At 57.3% G+C, this 17,540-nt stretch carries 21 protein-coding genes and 1 pseudogene; 5 read left to right on the forward strand and 17 right to left on the reverse strand.

Features of this window, described 5'->3' with window-relative positions; translation table 11 throughout:
- The 14 genes and pseudogenes from SJI03_RS16570 to SJI03_RS16635 form a co-directional block, all read right to left on the reverse strand.
- A pseudogene (locus tag SJI03_RS16570) lies at nucleotides 1-189 on the reverse strand (baseplate assembly protein); the annotation flags it as partial.
- Entirely contained in the window at nucleotides 186-530 is a 345-nt protein-coding gene (locus SJI03_RS16575; RefSeq protein WP_322427930.1) for a GPW/gp25 family protein, read from the reverse strand. The gene SJI03_RS16575 and the pseudogene SJI03_RS16570, both read right to left, overlap by 4 nt.
- Nucleotides 527-1,198, reverse strand: coding sequence for a phage baseplate assembly protein V (locus SJI03_RS16580; RefSeq protein WP_322427931.1), 672 nt, complete (start codon nucleotides 1,196-1,198; stop codon nucleotides 527-529). The genes SJI03_RS16575 and SJI03_RS16580 overlap by 4 nt, the downstream gene beginning before the upstream one ends.
- Nucleotides 1,199-1,320: 122 nt before the next feature.
- Nucleotides 1,321-2,046 carry a hypothetical protein gene (locus SJI03_RS16585; protein WP_322427932.1) on the reverse strand — a complete coding sequence of 242 codons (726 nt, stop codon included), beginning with the start codon at nucleotides 2,044-2,046 and terminating at the stop codon, nucleotides 1,321-1,323.
- A 96-nt stretch (nucleotides 2,047-2,142) separates the two neighbouring features.
- Nucleotides 2,143-2,616, reverse strand: coding sequence for a phage virion morphogenesis protein (locus SJI03_RS16590; RefSeq protein WP_322427933.1), 474 nt, complete (start codon nucleotides 2,614-2,616; stop codon nucleotides 2,143-2,145).
- On the reverse strand, nucleotides 2,613-3,101 hold the full coding sequence (locus SJI03_RS16595; protein ID WP_322427934.1) for a phage tail protein: 489 nt from the start codon (nucleotides 3,099-3,101) through the stop codon (nucleotides 2,613-2,615). The genes SJI03_RS16590 and SJI03_RS16595 overlap by 4 nt, the downstream gene beginning before the upstream one ends.
- A complete protein-coding gene (locus tag SJI03_RS16600; RefSeq protein ID WP_322427935.1) occupies nucleotides 3,085-3,597 on the reverse strand; it encodes a lysis system i-spanin subunit Rz in 513 nt (170 codons plus the stop codon). Before SJI03_RS16600 ends, SJI03_RS16595 begins: the two co-directional genes overlap by 17 nt.
- A complete protein-coding gene (locus tag SJI03_RS16605; RefSeq protein WP_322427936.1) occupies nucleotides 3,594-4,154 on the reverse strand; it encodes a glycoside hydrolase family 108 protein in 561 nt (186 codons plus the stop codon). The genes SJI03_RS16600 and SJI03_RS16605 overlap by 4 nt, the downstream gene beginning before the upstream one ends.
- Entirely contained in the window at nucleotides 4,154-4,525 is a 372-nt protein-coding gene (locus SJI03_RS16610; RefSeq protein ID WP_070313759.1) for a hypothetical protein, read from the reverse strand. Before SJI03_RS16610 ends, SJI03_RS16605 begins: the two co-directional genes overlap by 1 nt.
- Nucleotides 4,526-4,590: 65 nt before the next feature.
- On the reverse strand, nucleotides 4,591-4,800 hold the full coding sequence (locus SJI03_RS16615) for a tail protein X (RefSeq protein ID WP_070313760.1): 210 nt from the start codon (nucleotides 4,798-4,800) through the stop codon (nucleotides 4,591-4,593).
- Entirely contained in the window at nucleotides 4,800-5,303 is a 504-nt protein-coding gene (locus SJI03_RS16620; protein WP_070313761.1) for a head completion/stabilization protein, read from the reverse strand. Before SJI03_RS16620 ends, SJI03_RS16615 begins: the two co-directional genes overlap by 1 nt.
- 105 nt (nucleotides 5,304-5,408) lie before the next feature.
- On the reverse strand, nucleotides 5,409-6,125 hold the full coding sequence (gpM, locus tag SJI03_RS16625) for a phage terminase small subunit (protein WP_322427937.1): 717 nt from the start codon (nucleotides 6,123-6,125) through the stop codon (nucleotides 5,409-5,411).
- Nucleotides 6,125-7,144, reverse strand: a complete 1,020-nt coding sequence (locus SJI03_RS16630) for a phage major capsid protein, P2 family (protein WP_322427938.1) — start codon at nucleotides 7,142-7,144, stop codon at nucleotides 6,125-6,127. The genes gpM and SJI03_RS16630 overlap by 1 nt, the downstream gene beginning before the upstream one ends.
- Before the next feature lie 47 nt (nucleotides 7,145-7,191).
- Nucleotides 7,192-7,980 (reverse strand): GPO family capsid scaffolding protein, encoded by a 789-nt coding sequence (locus tag SJI03_RS16635; RefSeq protein WP_322427939.1) that lies wholly within the window; start codon nucleotides 7,978-7,980, stop codon nucleotides 7,192-7,194.
- Between the two features lie 136 nt (nucleotides 7,981-8,116).
- On the opposite strand from SJI03_RS16635, the gene SJI03_RS16640 reads away from it, so the two are divergent.
- From SJI03_RS16640 to SJI03_RS16660, 5 genes are all read left to right on the forward strand, one after another.
- Nucleotides 8,117-9,916: a terminase ATPase subunit family protein gene (locus SJI03_RS16640; RefSeq protein ID WP_322427940.1), complete on the forward strand. Its 1,800-nt coding sequence runs from the start codon at nucleotides 8,117-8,119 to the stop codon at nucleotides 9,914-9,916.
- Entirely contained in the window at nucleotides 9,913-10,977 is a 1,065-nt protein-coding gene (locus SJI03_RS16645; RefSeq protein ID WP_416208756.1) for a phage portal protein, read from the forward strand. The genes SJI03_RS16640 and SJI03_RS16645 overlap by 4 nt, the downstream gene beginning before the upstream one ends.
- Nucleotides 10,974-11,189, forward strand: coding sequence for a hypothetical protein (locus SJI03_RS16650; RefSeq protein ID WP_322427941.1), 216 nt, complete (start codon nucleotides 10,974-10,976; stop codon nucleotides 11,187-11,189). Before SJI03_RS16645 ends, SJI03_RS16650 begins: the two co-directional genes overlap by 4 nt.
- A 326-nt stretch (nucleotides 11,190-11,515) precedes the next feature.
- On the forward strand, nucleotides 11,516-12,031 hold the full coding sequence (locus SJI03_RS16655; protein WP_322427942.1) for a hypothetical protein: 516 nt from the start codon (nucleotides 11,516-11,518) through the stop codon (nucleotides 12,029-12,031).
- A gap of 10 nt (nucleotides 12,032-12,041) precedes the next feature.
- Nucleotides 12,042-12,680: an SOS response-associated peptidase gene (locus tag SJI03_RS16660; protein WP_322427943.1), complete on the forward strand. Its 639-nt coding sequence runs from the start codon at nucleotides 12,042-12,044 to the stop codon at nucleotides 12,678-12,680.
- Nucleotides 12,681-12,845: 165 nt separating this feature from the next.
- On the opposite strand, the gene SJI03_RS16665 is transcribed toward SJI03_RS16660, so the two are convergent.
- From SJI03_RS16665 to SJI03_RS16675, 3 genes are all read right to left on the reverse strand, one after another.
- Entirely contained in the window at nucleotides 12,846-13,556 is a 711-nt protein-coding gene (locus tag SJI03_RS16665; RefSeq protein ID WP_322427944.1) for a hypothetical protein, read from the reverse strand.
- Between the two features lie 230 nt (nucleotides 13,557-13,786).
- Nucleotides 13,787-14,098 (reverse strand): hypothetical protein, encoded by a 312-nt coding sequence (locus tag SJI03_RS16670; RefSeq protein ID WP_322427945.1) that lies wholly within the window; start codon nucleotides 14,096-14,098, stop codon nucleotides 13,787-13,789.
- Nucleotides 14,099-14,704: 606 nt separating this feature from the next.
- Entirely contained in the window at nucleotides 14,705-16,963 is a 2,259-nt protein-coding gene (locus tag SJI03_RS16675; RefSeq protein WP_322427946.1) for a restriction endonuclease, read from the reverse strand.
- Nucleotides 16,964-17,540 lie beyond the last annotated feature (577 nt).

A 17,540-nucleotide genomic window follows, 5' to 3' on the forward strand; every position in this document is an offset into this window, starting at 1 on the left:
TGCGTTTTCTTCCAGCAGCTTGGTGGCCGGCTCCGATTCCAGCTCCAGCAGGGCCGTGACGGCCGCACGCTCGGCTTCCGGCAGCAGGCTGACCAGGTGCGCTTTGCGCGTGGCGAGGATGGCTTCAAAGTCCAGCACCTCGACCACGCTGGGCGCTGGCAATTGGGTCAGATCGATGGGTGTGCTCATACGATGCCGCCTTGCTTGACGGGTACGGCCATGGTGATGGCCTGGCCATTGGCCGTGCCATCGAGCAGCAGCGCGATGGCGCCGTCCGTGTCGCGCGTCAGTTGCACGCTGGCGAGCTGCAGACGCGGTTCCCAGCGGCGCAGGGCAAAGGCGGTAGCCGCGTAGATGCGCAACTGCGTGGCGCTGTTCAAGGGCTGGTCGATCAACTCGGGTACTTCGGACCCATAGCGGCGGCGCCGGATGCGCGAACCCATGGGCGTGGTGAGAATGTCGGTCACGGACTGGCGCAGGTGGCCCAGGCCCGTCAGGCTGCGTCCGGTGGCGGCGTGCATGCCCATCATGGCAGTGGCCCGTCTGACTGGTCGCCGCCTTGCTTGACGCCGCCATGCGGGTGCTTGAGCAAGCTGATGGCGCCGGCCAGCACATCCTCGGTAGCTTTGACAGTCCCTTGTACGGCCATGGCCACGCCGCCAGCGGCGCCAGCTTTGGCGTTCACGCCGCCGTTCAGGGCGGTGGCGCCTTCCACGGTGGCCGATTGCATGACGATCAGGTTTTTCATGACGGTCAGGTCGCCCGTGCAGATGGTGCTCGGTGCGTTCGACGTCACCGTGTCGGCGGTGATGGTGGCGGTGCCGCCCGGCAGGGTGGCAGTCAGCGCATGGGCCACATGGTCATACTGCACCACGGCGCCGTCGGGATAATGCGTGGTGTGGACAGTGGCGCTGGACTCGGGCGCGTCAAATTCCTGCGAGTACAGTGCGGGCAAGATGATGCCGCGCGTCAGGTCGCCGCCTGGGGAAAAGACGATCACCTGTTCGCCGACTGTGGGCGCCGACCAGGTGCGCGTGCTGCCGGCGCGCCGGGTGGCCCAGTTCAGCCATTCGGTGGTGAGTGTCGGCCCGAGCCGCACGCGCGCCTTGGCCCCTTTGATCTCGGCAATGGTGCCCAGGCGGATCAGGTTTTGCAGCAAACGGAGGAGGTCGGACAGGTCGGCGTTCATGCAGTGCATGTTGCCGAAGTCCGCGTGCGGATGCACGCGGGGGCGGGTTGATAAGCGGCTTAGTGACTTGCGACCATGCGCATTGGAGTTAGAAGTGTAGAGATAGAATAAAAAATAGTACTCTCATAAAATTAATTTGCAGTACGCTGCTTATTTTTTGAATTACGCAAGCGGTAGGTCCAAAAATTGACGTTTCGTTGAGCGAAAAGCATATTTAGTTCTTTCGCCTTTATTGCTATTTCTGTGCCATTTTCGCTTAATTTTGCAGTCGTGTAGTCATCATTCGAAACAACAATCAATCCATCTGCAACCATACCTTCAATATCACTTATTAGTGATCGGTGTTCCTTGTACTGTTCTAGGACCTGGTTCCAATTTTCACGATCTAGAAAAAGCTCAGACAACGTTCGACTACCACCGTACTTATGCAACAGTATCTCCTGTTGCGATTTTCGCAACACTTCCTCAATTTTCTTTTCTTTCCCACTTTGCTCAAGACCAAGATGCCTGACTAGGCGTTCAGCTGTATGAACAACTTCTTGCTCAACAAATCTTGAAGTATTAGTTTGGTTTGAAGAATTGGTTTGGTAACGTTCACGTTCCAAATATTGCGAATAATATGAATCTTCTTGCATTTGAGGACGGAATTTCGTTTGCAAAAGAAATAGCGCAAATAGAAATATTGGCACATTTGCAATTGCAGCTACCACAAGAACAGCGCTGGCCCACTCTGGCTTTGAAATTTGTTGTGCCGCAACTAGAAAAGAGCCATTGACAACGATTAGTCCCACGAGCCAAGCTGCTAAAAGTTGGATGGGCTTTGTAACCTTGTCGGGGCTTATCTTATGCTCAGTCATGCTTAACCTTCCTAGAAATAGTAAAATTGTTATTTAAACTTTAGCATACTTTCATTGTGGAAAGTATTCAAAAAGAATGACAATATGGTATTAACTTTAATGCCATCCATCTTTAATGTATTGTAAAAACCTTTCTCGTACTATCTCTTTATCCGTATTGCTCAAGCCTAAAAGAGGGCGAGCTGGATAGAGGCGGTTTGTCCCTTCTTTTGTTACGCGGTCCTTCAGCCCCTCTTGATGCACCCGCGCCACGCGCGCCACCCAGCCAAAAAATCCGACTTCTATCTGATCGCCAGTCGCCTTTACTTTCAGATGTTTGGCGGTGCGAATCTTGGCGAACATCGCCGCCTTCTGCCGCTTGATGCGCCCATTCTTTCCCTTGAATTCTTTGCGTCGCTTGCGTGCCGGATAGGCCGTACCGTCCGGCCCCTGTTGCGCCTTGATGCGCTGCGCCTGGCTGCGGCGCAGGTCGATGGCCACCTTGTGATTGATGGCGCGGCGCTGGGCCGGCTGCAGCTTGGCCAGCAGGGCGCCGGCCCAGGCTTCCAGCGCGTGCAGGTCATCGCTCATGGCGTGGCCTCTGGCGTGCGCCATTCGGCCAGCAGCTTCTCGCCGTCATACAGCTTCCAGAACTCGTCCGTATAGGCGGGCATGTGCTGTATCTCGGCCAGGTGCTTGATGTCGAGGCGCCCGGCCTCGCCGGTCTTGACGGCCACGCGTTCGGTCAAGTCCAGCTTGATGGAAATATCGACCGTTTCATGGTTATTAAAATCCACCTCGAAGGCGATGCCGTGCTTGCGGGTTTCCTCGTTGGCCATCAGGTCGAGCTGGTGGACTTTCAGCCAGGCGATCAGGGCCACCATGATGGCGTCAGCGTCGCCCGCGTAGTCGGTCACGATCAGGTTGAGCTTGAAGCGATATTCGAAGGAGAGGGAGGCGGTGGCCGACGCCACCACGTTGCCTTCATCGGCGAAGACCAGGAGGCGGTCGGGGTCGCGCTGCAGGTCGGGGATGGCGGCGGCCAAGTGTTGGCGCAGGCTATTCGGTTTGTACATGGTAGGTGTCTCGTACTAGGTTGTAGGCGTCGATGCAGGCGTTCAGCTGGCGGGTGGCGTCGTCGCCGTCGCCGGCAATGGCGTCAAGAGCTGCCGCAGTCGCTGGGTCAAGTTCGGCGCGCGTTTCATGCCGATGGCCTGCGGCAGCGGTGGGATCTGCAGTTGCAGCGCACTGGCCGCTGGCGACGGGGATTGACAGGCGCACAGCGCCGCTGCGCACGTCAGCATGGAAACGGTCGCGTTCAGTTTTCGCATGGGTTTGTTCCTGGGTGAGGTGGTCGGCGCGCTGCGCCAGGGCGGCGCCGGCGGCGCGCTCCAGCGTCAGCACGCGGGCGGTGGCCTGGGCCAGTTCGGCGGCGGCATTGGTTTTGCTGGTGGCGGCCGCCCGCTGCAGTTCGGCGATGCTGGCGTCCTTGCGCCAGCCCTGCGTCGTCCAGCCCGCGATGGCGCCGCATAGCAGGCAGGCGGCCAGCGGGTGCCAGGTGAGCTCAATCACATGGCCACCCGTTCCTTGATCCAGCCGAACAGAAAACGGCGCTGGCTCTTGTTCGCTTCGGTGATTTCCAGGTAGCGCGCTGCCTGCAGACCATTCAAGGCGCGCAGCAGCACGGTGGCGCCATCCTGGCCGCGCCATTTGAGAAAAGCGGCCAGCGCACCCAGCGACTGCGCGCCCAGGCGGCCATCGACGAACAGGGCCGGATAGCGCGCGCCCGTGTCATTGAAGCCGTTCAGCCAGCGCTGCAGGAACTCGGCCGCACGGTGCGGCCCCATGTTGACGCCCGTGTCGATCACTTCGGCGCCGATGCCGGCATGGATGGCCAGCACCTGGTCGAACTTCGGTTCCGTGATGTAGCGCGCCGTGTAGATGGCGCGCGCCACGCCCACGGGCAGCTCACGCATCGGCCCCGTGTAGCCGTTGGCACGCGCCACGGCCACGGTGATGCCGTAATTGGTTTCGCCGCCCTTGTCGGCCGGGTCGTTCACGTAGCCGCCTTCGGCGCGCAGGATGGCGTCGATGACGCGCGCGATCAGGGGATTATCGGTGGTGGCCATCAATGCTCCCTCGCGTCGTTGACCAGCTCGGCGATGTCCTTGTCGCTGCGGCGCTGGAACCACAGGGCCACGGCGCGCGATACCCACCAGCCGGGGGCGCCCACGATCAAGTCGATGGCGGAGGCGTTGACCACGGCGCCGACACTGGGAAGCTGGGCGCACAGCAGCTGATACGCGGTGCCGCCCAGCAGGCAAGAGAATACGCCCGCGCAGGCCAGGCGGGCGACAAATTCGCCCTTGTTGAAGGTGCCGTCGGCATTCAGCGGCGGCAGCACGATGTACAGCATGGCGGCGCCGACCATGCCCAGCGCCGCCTTGAAGCCGTACAGTTTGACCAGGGTGGCGAAACCACCAAACGATTCTGCGGACATTGCTTGATACTCCTGGGTGAAGTTAGATAGATTTTTCATGAGGGTAAAAATGGTGGATTGCTGCGTTAATCCCACAACTGCACGATGTCAGCAGCCTGGCCCGTGCTGGGCGCCGGCTCGGGCAGAGTGACGACCAGGCCGGCCGGCAGCACGGCACCGTGGCGCGCCAGCGCGGGATTCATTTCCAGGGTTTGCTCGACGTATCCCGCGCCGTCGCCCAGGTAGCGCCACACCAGGGCGTCTACCGTGTCGTGCTGTTGCGTGCGTACCTGCATCAGATCAATTCCACGGTCAGGTGCGTACGGCCGACCATATCGGCGATGGCCCATTGCGCATTGCGCCGCTGCGCGCCTGGGGCGTCGTCCATCCACTCCATGCTTTTTTTGTCGCTGACGGAGGTGGCCGTGCTGTCGTAGTCGCGGTAGCGCTCGATCAGATCCGCTTTCGCCGTGCTGTAGACGGCGCGCCGGTACTGCGCCAGCAGGCGGGATTCGCGGTTGATGCGCGCGGCCGGCACGTCCACCAGGGCGGCGCTACCGGCAGCCGCCTGCTTGCCATGCCAGTCGGCCAGCTCGCGGTTGACGTGCAGGATGGCATCGACCACGGCTTGCACCAGGCGCGCGTCGGTGACGGTGCCGTCCAGGCGCATGGCGTCGCGCATATCGGTGAGCAGGATGTCGGGAAACCAGCCGTCGTTTTCGATGATGCCGGCGGCCGGCGCTGGCGGTGCCGGGGCGGCGCCAGGCTGGGTTGACGGGGGCAGGGCCATGAAGGACATACGGGGCGCTTTCATAAATGGGCGGTGGACGGGGTTCATCAGGCCAATATCGTTGACGATGCGTGGCCAGAATCCCCCCGTGCCGCCGTGCTGCGGGGGATGCTCTTACGCGGAACCGGCCGCGCGCTTGAGGCGCCGTTCCAGCCGTTCCATATCTTTCTTGACGCCGCACGACTCGGACAGGGCGCGCGCGCGTTTCAACTGGGCCATGGCCGTCTCCGCCTGCGCCACCAGCGCCGGGGCGATGTCCGTGTCGTCGGCTTGGTCCAGCACGGCGATCATGGCCAGGCCGACGGCCTTGTGCAGCTTGGCGCGCGCCTGGTCGGGCGCATCGCTGGCGGCCGTCAGCTGCTCGACGGTGCCCAGCACCTGGGCCGCGTGCTGCGGATCGCTGGCCAGCTTGCCGTGCAGGAAGCCCTCGGCAAATTCGTCCAGCATCAGGGTGGCGATGTCGCGGCTGTAGGTGTCGGGCAGGGTGAATTTGTGCGCCAGCGCGTATTCGGCCATGACCAGGGCGCGCGCGTACTCGCCCGTGTCGATGTGCCACACCAGCAGGGTGGCGAAGACGTCATCCTGCGCGCCCTTGCCGCCGGCCAGCACGCCGTCGATCCACTGCGCGTAATCCGGCAGCAAGGTGGCCTTGACTTCGATCTTGCGTTCGACCGACTGGATGGCTTTCAGGCGGCGGCGGTCGTCGGCCAGCTTGTAGAGCATCATTTCGTAGGCCGTGCCGGTGGTGACGCCCTGCGGCGCGGCGGCGCCGGCCGTGCGCTCGGCCAGCATGCGCGCGCGGTGGCGCAGGGCGGGGGATTGGTTCGCCATTACTTGTCTTTCAGCTCGATGTTTTCCACCAGTGCGGCCAGGCCCAGGTCTTCGATCACGTAGGCGTCGTTGGACGACTCGTAGTTCTCGATGCGGTCGCGCTTGGGTTCGTCGAACACGCGGCGGCGGCGCGCGCCGTCCTGGAAGTAGATCGACAGATTGTCGAAGCGCGTAATCAGGATCGCGTTGTCCGGGAAGTAGGGCACGCGCGCCGCTGGCAAGCCGCCAATGCGTTTCTGACTGATGATGATGTCGGCCGCCAGGGTTTCCGTGGGCGCCTGCTTGGTGTTGACCAGCGGGAAGTATTTGTCGTTCAGCAGCTTGCGCCCGACGATGGCCACCAGATTGGTGTCTTCCTGATACCACGGATCCAGCAGGTTGACGGCGTCCGTCACGGCCGCGTCCAGGTTGGCATAGTCGGCGCCGTCCACGTCGCCGATGATGACCTTGCCCGGCATGCCAGCGGCCACCAGGCCCAGCACGCGCTCGGGCGCCTGCTCGCGCAGGTGCTGCAGCCAGCCTTTATTCACGTCTTGCAGCAGCGGATTGGCGGCCAGGTCGGTGGTGGCCATGACTTTCACGCCATTGAAGCCGATGACGATGCGGTCCAGCGCCTGGCGCGTGAGAATGGCGTTGGCCACGCGCGATTGAAAGTCCTGGAACTTGGCCCAGGCGTCCAGCTTGGCATAGCTCAAATGCGTGTCGAAGTTGGTTTGCTCGCAGCGGTATTTGGTGCTGTCCATGGTGGACAGGTCGCGCGTCTCGCGTTCCTTGTCCTTGGTGTTGGTGCGGCTGGCAATCGGGCCGGACACGCCCAGGCCCAGCTTTTCGCCTTCCTGCTCGCCCACGCCGATGATGTTCACTTTTGACAGGAACTCGCTCGATTCCTGCATCTTGTTTTCCAGCTTTTGCTGCACGCTGGGCGTGACGCTGAAGGTCTTGGCCACGTTGTCCGTGTCGTTCAGTTGGCCCAGGCGTTTCTCATATTGGCTAAAAACCAGACGCGTTTGCTTTTTCATAAATCAATGCTCCGTTGTTGAATGGGGGTGGTGAATGTCGCGCGCGCTTAAAACTCGGTCTGCACGGCGCCATCGCCGCCGGTGGCGGCCGGGCGGCGCGGGCCGTTGCCGGGTGCTTCGTCCATCTGCGCCTTGAAGGTGGCCAGCTCTTCCTGCGTCGCTTTCTGCGCCTTTTCCGCCGCGTCGAGGCGCTTGAGGGTGTCGGCGTAGTTGTCGTTGACGGTGACGACGTGGCCGGCCAGCGCCTGCACGGCTTCGCTGATGTCGGCGAACTGCGCGGCGTCGGCGCCGGATTTATTGGAGAAGCGCGACAGCAGGTTCTTGACGGCGTCGGCCAGCTTGGTGCCCTGCGGCTCGTCAAATTCCAACGTTACCTCGACGGCCGAGGTAAACAGGTTGGCGCTTTGCTGCTTGCGGCTGGCGGAGAATTTCAGCGCCTCGGTGCCGAGGCTGGCCGGGCTGTCGGTGACGCCCAGGCCGACCAGGTAGGGCTGCGACGAGTCGGCAAAGTCGGGCTGAATTTCCAGGCTGGTGTACAGCTTCTGTTTCGCCTTGTTGATGGCCACCAGTTCCGGCGTGGGTTCGATCTGCGCGAACAGAGCCAGTTTCTTGCCGTTGTCGGTGTCCACTTCCTCGGCTTTTACCGCGATCACGTCGCCGTAGGCCTTGAACTGGCTGTCGGGCAGGATGCCGCGAATGTGCTCCAGCCAGATGCGCGCGCCGTAGGTTTTCGGATTGTAGGTGGCGGCGATCTGCTCGATGGTGGCGCGGTCGATATTGCGGCCGTCCGTGGTGGCGCCTTCGGTGGCGACGCGAAAGAATTGGGATTTAGGCATGGTGGCGTGTCTCGGTTGATCAGATAACGCCATGGTCAACGTCTTGGCGCTGCGATTCAATGCGGCGCGGGTTGCTATGGGCCATAGCGACTTTTGCCTTTCCCCGCTCCGCGCGCGCGCGGCCTACGCTGGCGGCATGTTAGGAATCCATCAAACCCCTGAAGAAAAAATCGCCGAACTGGCCGTGCCCGAATCCGAGCCGCGCCGTGCCGCGCGCGCCCTGTACTGGAAGGGCTGGCGTATTTCGTCCATCGCCCGCCACCTGGGCATCAAGCGCAGCACCATCAATAGCTGGAAAGAGCGCGACGAATGGGACAAGGCGCAAGCCATCGAGCACGTCGAGGCGGCGGCCGAGCTGCGCCTGGTGAAGCTGATCGAAAAAGAGGTCAAGAGCGGCAGCGACTATAAGGAAATTGATCTGCTGATGCGCGCCATCGTGCAGGCGGCGCGCGTGCGGCGCTACGAGCAACCGGGCGGCAACGAGGTGGACTTGAATCCCAAGCTGGCGAACCGCAACGCCGGCCCGAAGAAGAAGCCGACCCGCAACGATTTCAGCGAAGAACAGAAAATCCAGCTGCTCGACGCCTTCCAGGACTCGCTCTTCGATTATCAAAAGGTGTGGTTCCGCAACGGCGACCAGCGCACGCGCGCCATCCTCAAGAGCCGCCAGATCGGCGCCACCTGGTACTTCGCCCGCGAGGCGCTGGCCGATGCCATGGCGACGGGCCGCAATCAAATCTTCCTGTCCGCCTCAAAAAGCCAGGCGCACGTCTTCAAGCAATACATCGTGCAATTCGCGCGCGAGGCGGCCGGCATCGAGTTGACGGGCGACCCCATCGTGCTGCCGAACGGCGCGCATCTGTATTTCCTGGGCACCAATGCGCGCACGGCACAGGGCTACCACGGCAATTTCTACTTCGATGAATTTTTCTGGACGCAGAATTTTCAGGAACTCAACAAAGTGGCCTCGGGCATGGCCATTCACAAGAAGTGGCGCAAGACCTACTTTTCAACGCCATCCTCGACCACGCATCAGGCTTACCCGTTCTGGACGGGTGAGCTGTTCAACAAGCGCCGCGCCAAGGCCGACCAGGTCAACATCGACGTGAGCCATGGCCGTCTGTCGTCGGGTTTTACGGGCGAGGACAAAATCTGGCGCCAGATCGTCACCATCCTGGACGCCGAGCGCGGCGGCTGCAACCTGTTCGACGTCGACGAGCTGCGCAACTTCGAATACAGCCCCGACCAGTTCGATAACCTGCTGATGTGCAATTTTATTGACGACTCGGCCTCGGTCTTCCCGCTGGTCGAGCTGCAGCGCTGCATGGTCGATTCGTGGGTGGAATGGGACGACTACAAGCCCTTGCTGGGCCTGCGCCCGTTTGGCAACCGGCCCGTGTGGATCGGCTATGACCCGGCCTTGAACGGCGACAGCGCCGGCTGCGTCGTGCTGGCGCCACCGATGACGGCAGGCGGCAAGTTCCGCATCCTGGAGCGCCACCAGTGGCGCGGGCAGAGCTTCGAAGACCACGCTGACGCGATCCGCCAGATGACGCAGCGCTACAACGTCGAATACATCGGCATCGACACGACCGGCATGGGTATCGGCGTGCTGCCCATCGTGCGCGGCTTCTTCCCGGCGGTCACCGCCCTGAACTACTCGCCCGAAGTCAAAACCCGCATGGTGCTGAAAGCCAAAAACATCATCAGCAAGGGCCGGCTGGAGTTCGACGCCGGCTGGACCGGCATCGCGCAGTCCTTCATGGCCATCCACAAGACCCTCACCCCCAGCGGGCGGCACGTGACCTATGTCGCCGGCCGCAGCGACGAAACCGGCCACGCCGATCTGGCGTGGGCCTGCATGCACGCCCTCGATCACGAGCCGTTCGAAGGCACCACTGACAACCACCAATCTTTCATGGAGATTTATTCTTGAGCAAAGCACGACACTTGCGCGCACGCGGCCAGCAGGCCCAGCCCGCCCCAGCTTCCCCCGCCACGGCGCCGGCCGCCGCCGGCATCGAGGCGTTTTCCTTCGGCGACCCCACGCCCGTGCTCGAGCACGCCGACATTCTCGACTGCTTCGAATGCTGGAAGAACGGTCACTGGTACGAGCCACCCGTCAACCTGGCCGGCCTGGCCAAGTCCTTCAATGCCGGCGTGCACCACAGCAGCGCCATCCATTTCAAGGCCAACGTGCTGGCGTCCACCTTGATCCCCAGCAAGTACCTGTCGCGCGAGGCCTTCAAACGCATGGCCCTGGACTTCCTGACGTTCGGCAATGCCTACCTGGAAGACCGACCCAGCCGCAGCGGCAAGGCGCTAAGCTATCAGCACGCCCTGGCCAAGTACATGCGGCGCGGCGTCGATCTAGATACCTATTTTTTCGTGAACAGTTATCAGGCCGTGCACCAGTTCGACAAGGGCCGCGTCTTCCACTTGATGGAACCGGACGTGAATCAGGAGCTTTACGGCGTGCCGCAGTACCTGAGCGCCCTGCAATCGGCTTGGCTCAACGAGGCGGCCACCCTGTTTCGCCGCAAGTACTACAAGAACGGCTCGCACGCGGGTTTCGTGTTCTACATGACGGACGCGGCGGCGAACACGCAGGACGTGGACAACCTGCGCCAGGCCATGCGCGACAGCAAGGGGCCGGGCAATTTTCGGAATCTGTTCATGTACGCGCCCAACGGCAAAAAGGACGGCATCCAGATTTTGCCGGTGTCGGACGTGGCCGCCAAAGACGAGTTTTTCAACATCAAGAGCGTCACGCGCGACGACCAGTTGGCCGCGCACCGCGTGCCGCCGCAGCTGATGGGCATCTTGCCGAACAATGCCGGCGGCTTCGGCGCCGTCGAGCCTGCCGCGCGCGTCTTCGCCCGCAATGAGCTGGTGCCGCTGCAGGCGCAGTTCGAAGCAATCAACGAGTGGGCCGGGGTGGAAGTGGTGCGCTTCGCCCCGTATGACCTGGGCCTGGGCAAGGAGACAGCGCAATGAGCGACCATATCGACAACACCGACAAGATCATCTTCGCCGAAGTGGCGCGCGGCTTGGCCGCCGTGCGGCGCCGGTCCGCTCTGGTGGCGCATGGCTGCTGCCACTACTGCGACGAGGCGCTGGCGCCCGCGCTGCTGTTTTGCGATGTGGACTGCCGCGACGATTACGAGAAGGAGCAAGCGGCCAAGGCCCGCGCCGGCCGCGCAGGATGACCGGCACGCCGCGATAGCCGGTACGGCAGGGCCGCGATAGCCCAGCCGCGCCGGAGCGCGCCAGCCACCGCACAGGCCGCCCCCGGGGCGGCTTTTTCACGTCCTGATGATTGATGTTGCACCAGAAGCAAGAAAAAGGCCCGTTTCAGCCCGGCGCGCGCAGTTGTCCCCCCTCCACACCTGCCCGCTATATAGGGCTCTTTTGACTCAAATTTGCGCCATGGCCGAAGGCGCATGAGGACTGGAGCGGCGGGGCCAAGAGGGTGCATGCGATTTGACGCATTTTGACGCACTTTGAGCGCTTTTTTGTGCGGTGGTGTTGCGACGTGGGAACGGTGTTGTTTTCGCGCTGCGCCGCGCCCTGGCGCGGTTCTAGCCCATGGATTGGTGTTTATGTTCTGAGCATCATTCATCTTCATGCCTCTGCATCATTGTCGAATATTGCGACCTCAAAAACTCTTGATATACTGTATGTATATACAGTATTTTATTCAGGTGTCACGATGATTGTTAAAATGTTAAAGATGCGCCTTGCTGGCGTGGAGGTACCCAAGCGACGGCTGCATGATCGCTACAACTCGGCACGACCCGGAACGTTGGAAGTCATTGAAACAACAGACCAGGGCTTGCACCGTCTGGTGAAGCTGGCCCGCTTCACTTACGGAGAGAGCGGAAACTACGTTGACACACTTTTTGATGTTAATTTGCTCTGGTATCGGGATGGGCGCATGGTGTTGTCAGGGTTTGAGCGCAGTAAAGTGGATATGCAATTTTGCGATTATGCGCAGTCCTGGCTGTGTTTTGTCGGGACGGAACCGCCGCCAGTGCCAGAAGGCAGGTAGAATAAATTGCATGTGCGCCGACTATACCCCCAGCCGTAGCGATCAAATCGAACAGCATTTTGCTGTTCGCTCCCCTCAATTTGACCTGCCGCCGGAAGCCTGGCCCGGCTACATGGCGCCGATCATTCGCGCGTCGCACGAGGTGCCCGGTGAGCTGGAAGTCGCGCCGGCATGCTTCGGAATGGTTCCGCATTGGGCCGATATGAAGCTGGCGCGCCAGACCTATAACGCCCGCACCGAAACCGTGGCGCAGAAGCCATCTTTCCGCAATGCCTGGAAGCGCAAACAGTTCTGCATTATCCCTGCCGAGAATTTCTTTGAACCCTGCTACGAAACAGGAAAGCCGATCCGCTGGCGCATTGAGCGCGCCGATGGGATGCCGGCCGCCATCGCCGGGATATGGGAATTCCGGCCGCAAGACTTGCTGCTGTCGTTCTCGATGCTGACGATAAACGCCGATGGCCACTCGCTCATGCAGCGCTTCCACAAGCCGGATGATGAAAAACGCATGGTGATGATCCTCGACCCGGACCAGTATCAAGGCTGGCTCGATGGTTCCCTTGTGAGCGAAGAGGACTTGTTCCAGCAGTATCCAGAAGAGCGCCTCGTTGCTGCAGCGGATCCACTTCCGCCGCGTGTAAAAAAATGAACACGGGCAGGGTGCTTGCGAGCGAGCGGCAGGTCTGACAATCGGACAAAAGCCAAACAGCTTTGTGCTTCAAAGCAGGGCGAATTTCACGACACCAGTTCTATAAAAGCAGAGGCCGAGTCCAAATGTCAGACCTGGATCCCACCATGCGACCCTGATCGGTACTCATTGTGCCATCTTGACTCGTTGTTTAATTTCATCTTCAGTCATATTTGCAATTTCAACAACGTTTCCATCAACGTATAGCGACTGAGTGTGTGAGTCGGAAATAGACAATGTAAGTCCGATTTGTGCTTGACTGCTGCAATGTGTAGCGTGGCTTGCCGCTCCAATTAATGCAGCGGCAGCTTGAATTGCGCCACCAATAGTTTTCACACTTATTATGCTTGAAAGGAAAGCATCTTGAGCCTTACATTTTTCTTCCTCAGAGACATCTAATGGCCAATTGATAACGAGTTTGCCCGCTTGAACTTCCCCTATTCCTAGATTGGCATCAAGCAACACTGACTGCGCAGGTGTTTTTAACTGGCCAACAAATATTGTTGTATTGTAAATTTCATCCAACTCAAAACCTGTTTCGTCAGCTGCCAATTGTGCCATTATTGAAACATTTTCTCGGATGGTAGAAATTGTTTCCTCATGAGAGGTCGGGCATTTTTCTTTTAATAGATCTAAAATTTTTGTGCTCAAATCACTTGAGCCTGCTGCCGCTACCCATCCTGGCTCTATGAATCTAATTTTTCTGTAATGGTATGGAAAAAAAATTGTTCTCCCAGTGCTGGCTTCCTTCATTGGCGCATCATCGTCCATCGGCCCATCAATGAAAATGTAATTATCATCGGCATGGATGGTTACGCGTGTATCTGCTGCGGCCATCGTTATGAATCGATCTGAATAAACAAAGCAACACGTCATAGACACTCACTAAGTGGTAATTTACGGGTATTAAAAGGGCAAAAAAAGCTGTCATTTTGTTGTCATTCCTAGGCTAAAACAACCCAAATAATGACAGCCTTCATCTTGCTAACTACTTGATTCTAAAAAATCAGTGGTGGAGACGGCGGGAATCGAATCCCCGCCAACAGGAATCACACCCCTGGACCTATCTAGATATTTGGATAACGAGCAATATTGTCGACGATAAAGCTATCAATGGCGGCTTGTTTGTGAATGGTCGGTGGCACCGTGTCCGTTTTGATCATTCGTTCGATCTTGAGAGCAATGTCTTTCATTCCCAAGAAATGTGTGTTCGCGACTCGGTTGCAATAGTAAAGCATCTCATACCACTCGGAGCGATTTAGCAGATTGCTGTCCGGGACACCGCGTTTCGATGGGTCGTCGCCGCCGGAGGTGGACTTCGGGTAGGAGTATTGCAGATCGGTTTTTTTGAGAGGGGTAATGCGGTGGTCAGTTGCCATAGGTCTCTCCAACGGAACCTGCCGCCAAACGGCTGTTTAGCTTAGCAGTCCAGATAGCAATGTTGGCATACCTTAAGGAAAATTCAAGTGTCTTGTTGAAAGAAAGGTAGCGTACCTTTCATAGCAAAATCGTTTCCGCATCGCCTGTCCATAGCGGCGAAAATAGGAGGGAAATGAGGCGATAGAAAACCTTGGATGCGGAATGAAATTTAATCTAAGCTTTTGATATTGAATGAATATTTTGGAGACTTGAAAACTAGCGACGGGTTAAACTGTTCGTGAGTTCGAATCTCACCGCTTCCGCCAGGAAATAAAGAAACCGCCTTCGGGCGGTTTTTTATTGCCTGTCGGAAGCGAGCAGGGCGCCTTCGCGCCCTGCGTGTGAGATTCGAAGGGCTGGGCCTACCGGCCCAGCCCGCCCCGAATCCTCCAACTGCTGCCGCTGCGCGGCAGCCCCGCGCGCCGCAGGCGCGCGTTCGTGATTTCACAGCTTTTCGACTGAGCCAGCTTTCACAGCACCTACGCCTCAGTCCGTGTCTGAAATCCGGACCTGACCCTCGCGTCCCTCGCGTCCAGCCACCAAAGCGACACGCAACAGGCCCGCCCTTATCCGCGATCGAACAGATCATCGATCTCGCCTCCATAGTCAGGCGTTGAGCCGTTGCTGGAATTGTAAGAGCGGTCGTCATATGAATTCTGGAAATATCCGTCCATATCATCCTGGACATCATAGCCCTCGACAATTTGAATGCCGAGCAAACGCGAGGTTGAAACGCCGAGTTTTTCGAGCTTTGCGTCGACTAATTCTGCAAGGCGCTCGCGCGCTTCATCGTATTCCCCATATTGGAAATCGCGATAGGCATCTGAAGTTTCAATGAAATCGGTAATATTATCAGAGAGCATCTCGTGTAAATGATCCTCGATCTTTGCTTGGACTCTGGAAAAATCGGTTGTTGAGTGGGGAATCGAATCCATTAGGCTCCAGGCAGACGCAATTTCATGGTCGTTCCCGATTCGGTGAGTCTGGTCATCGAGAAATTCAAGAGCCTCAGAGCCGGAAAGATCGCCGCTTTTCAACCCCCATTCCACAATCCGAAAAAAATTTCCGATTTGTCGCATGTTTAATTTTGCCCCTATTATGCGTCTGCATATTACAACTAGGCCAGCATCGAGATCGTCGTTGGTTGAAAGTTTGGTAATTATAAAAAACGTTAAGTCAGAAATGTATTCGAGCGAATAGTCGTGAAATTTCACCTCTATCATTCTTCCAACTATCGCGGTCGCAATTTTTTGGCAATTGCTCTTCGTAATGGTTGAATTTTCGTAAAGACTAATCAGAGTGAGTACGGAAGCCGAAGTTTGTAAGCAAAGAAATCCGCGTTGAAGCATTGAAATATTTCCGGAGAGCCTCGGAAGAACAAAGTCGCCAATGGACGGGTTAAATAGATCAATCTCGACATTGTGACCAGAATTTATGTACCGATTGAAAAATGAGCCTGTTAATATTTTCAAATTCGTGTGAAAATCCTGTCGCCCTTGCATATTTTGGCACCCCGGCAGCGTGATAAATTTGTGGTATGCCGATGATAATTTATCCTCAATAATTCTTTGCCCGTTCAATACTACAAGTACGATCAAAGCACGCGAGAAATCGTCCTGCTGTGCCGTGAACGGGTGCTCCCATATGTGGGCAGGATTGTCCAAAGACTCTTCGATGTAACGCCAGTAGTCGGCCGCGTCGATTTGTTCAAGTCTGGAGAAATCTGTGATGTAGCTGATCAATCGCGGATTAAAGTTGGCGTGCTTGATGATGCTGCGGTACCGTTTTTCCCTATATATTTCTTCTACATGTTGAGCCGTAAGGTCGGAATGCCATATATGGTTATAAAGTATTCTTGCTTTATCGAGTTCTGAAAGCGAGGCAATCTTTAATTCATACTCTTTCTTTTCGAGTTTTTCATGTTGGAATGTGTCATGTAGTATCTTTCCCTGATTAAGAATAGTGCTCCGCGAGGTGAGTACAAATCGTTTATTTTTGTTTCGTACAACTCGTTTTATAAAGTTTGTTATTTTACTGCCTTCGTGCCCACTTAGCGCCTCTAGATAGTTGCGTCCTAAAAAGTCATCAAAGTAAAATATTTGTTGTGAATCGGCATCAAAAACGCCTTCTGCCTCAATAGTGTCATCTTCAATTTTTAAGAAAGAAAACTCCTTTGCCGCATAATGCAAACAAAGGTGATCCGCCAATGTGGTTTTTCCTATTCCGGGTTCGCCAGTGATTATAACTATGCCGCACGTTTCGAGTTGTGCAAGGGCTTTGCCATGGTTTGATGTCACAACGTAACGATCACTCTTTTCTTGAATTTCGAGCAGAGAATCACGGCTGCGACCGAGTATCGCTCGGTTCATAATGTGCTTGAGAATACTTGAACTATGGAGCCACAATTTGTAGTGACGTTCTTCTATTTTTTCATGGGCGCGCAGCAGATCATTTAAATCTTCATTGCCGAAAATATCATTTTCATGTTTTATATGTGGCGACAGTGCGGCCGCGATTTTTTGTTTGTCGGTTCTGGATAATGGATTAGATACGGCTAATATATACCTGGACGGATTTAGTTTATCGATTTTTGGCTTCTCAACATTGGATAGCGAGAGAAGCAAACTTGAAAACGGTGTTCTTGCCCAATGCTTACATTGCAGGACCACTTCGCCACCCTCTTCAGCGAAAAAACGTCCATCTACTCCCAAGTCGCGTCCTGGTTTAAAACGCTCAAATCGATGCCCGAATGTTTGGCTCAGTATATCGGCGCACAGAACCTCAAATTCTTTGTCGTTCAATGCTTTAAAGTCGTAATCTGACAAGTTGTCCCCCTATTTGGTCGCTGGAGTAGATCACATCGCCTTCTGAAGGGCAAGGGGACCTTGATGCTTCTGCGCCTGTTGCGGTGGCGCCGAATTAACCTAGGCTGCTGATTTGCAATAACTCCCTCTCGACCAGCTACCTACTGCCCTGGCTCTACGATTGCCTTGTGCATGGGCGGATCAACTATTTCGGCGCCCTGGGTCAACGACAACAAGTCGGCCGGAAAAACGGTACCTCCTACAGAGATGGCCGGGTCCGGGTGCATTCTTCTTTGGAATGGATAAATTCTGTGGCAAGCTACGGCCGCCTTGGCAGACGGGGGGCGCCGACTTTCGGCAACTCAGCAGATGGGGGTTGTATCAAGGAATTCTTTTTAGGGGCATGTTTGGGGGCATGCTTATCTCATCGCCTATGGTAAATCTAGGCTTAATGCGGGTTTCAAGAGGTAGTTCGACTGCCACCGCTCGTCAGAAAATAAAGAAACTGCCCTCCAGTGGTTTTTACTTCGCTCACCACTAAACGTCGCTTTTCTCCCGCTGGTCCGCCGAAAGCGCAGTTCGTCGCAAGCTGTTAGTT

Origin of the sequence: Janthinobacterium sp. GMG1 (assembly GCF_034427795.1) — a bacterium.
GTDB lineage: Bacteria > Pseudomonadota > Gammaproteobacteria > Burkholderiales > Burkholderiaceae_D > Janthinobacterium.

What these genes read in the sequence shown, in the direction of transcription:
- SJI03_RS16635 (WP_322427939.1), bottom strand. Translation starts at nt 7,980, where the DNA reads ATGCCTAAATCCCAATTCTTTCGCGTCGCCACCGAAGGCGCCACCACG.
- SJI03_RS16640 (WP_322427940.1), top strand. Translation starts at nt 8,117, where the DNA reads ATGTTAGGAATCCATCAAACCCCTGAAGAAAAAATCGCCGAACTGGCC.
- SJI03_RS16650 (WP_322427941.1), top strand. Translation starts at nt 10,974, where the DNA reads ATGAGCGACCATATCGACAACACCGACAAGATCATCTTCGCCGAAGTG.
- SJI03_RS16615 (WP_070313760.1), bottom strand. Translation starts at nt 4,800, where the DNA reads ATGCAGGTACGCACGCAACAGCACGACACGGTAGACGCCCTGGTGTGG.
- SJI03_RS16620 (WP_070313761.1), bottom strand. Translation starts at nt 5,303, where the DNA reads ATGTCCTTCATGGCCCTGCCCCCGTCAACCCAGCCTGGCGCCGCCCCG.
- SJI03_RS16670 (WP_322427945.1), bottom strand. Translation starts at nt 14,098, where the DNA reads ATGGCAACTGACCACCGCATTACCCCTCTCAAAAAAACCGATCTGCAA.
- SJI03_RS16630 (WP_322427938.1), bottom strand. Translation starts at nt 7,144, where the DNA reads ATGAAAAAGCAAACGCGTCTGGTTTTTAGCCAATATGAGAAACGCCTG.
- SJI03_RS16580 (WP_322427931.1), bottom strand. Translation starts at nt 1,198, where the DNA reads ATGCACTGCATGAACGCCGACCTGTCCGACCTCCTCCGTTTGCTGCAA.
- SJI03_RS16665 (WP_322427944.1), bottom strand. Translation starts at nt 13,556, where the DNA reads ATGGCCGCAGCAGATACACGCGTAACCATCCATGCCGATGATAATTAC.
- SJI03_RS16595 (WP_322427934.1), bottom strand. Translation starts at nt 3,101, where the DNA reads ATGTACAAACCGAATAGCCTGCGCCAACACTTGGCCGCCGCCATCCCC.
- SJI03_RS16585 (WP_322427932.1), bottom strand. Translation starts at nt 2,046, where the DNA reads ATGACTGAGCATAAGATAAGCCCCGACAAGGTTACAAAGCCCATCCAA.
- SJI03_RS16590 (WP_322427933.1), bottom strand. Translation starts at nt 2,616, where the DNA reads ATGAGCGATGACCTGCACGCGCTGGAAGCCTGGGCCGGCGCCCTGCTG.
- SJI03_RS16610 (WP_070313759.1), bottom strand. Translation starts at nt 4,525, where the DNA reads ATGTCCGCAGAATCGTTTGGTGGTTTCGCCACCCTGGTCAAACTGTAC.
- SJI03_RS16575 (WP_322427930.1), bottom strand. Translation starts at nt 530, where the DNA reads ATGATGGGCATGCACGCCGCCACCGGACGCAGCCTGACGGGCCTGGGC.
- SJI03_RS16660 (WP_322427943.1), top strand. Translation starts at nt 12,042, where the DNA reads ATGTGCGCCGACTATACCCCCAGCCGTAGCGATCAAATCGAACAGCAT.
- SJI03_RS16605 (WP_322427936.1), bottom strand. Translation starts at nt 4,154, where the DNA reads ATGGCCACCACCGATAATCCCCTGATCGCGCGCGTCATCGACGCCATC.
- gpM (WP_322427937.1), bottom strand. Translation starts at nt 6,125, where the DNA reads ATGGCGAACCAATCCCCCGCCCTGCGCCACCGCGCGCGCATGCTGGCC.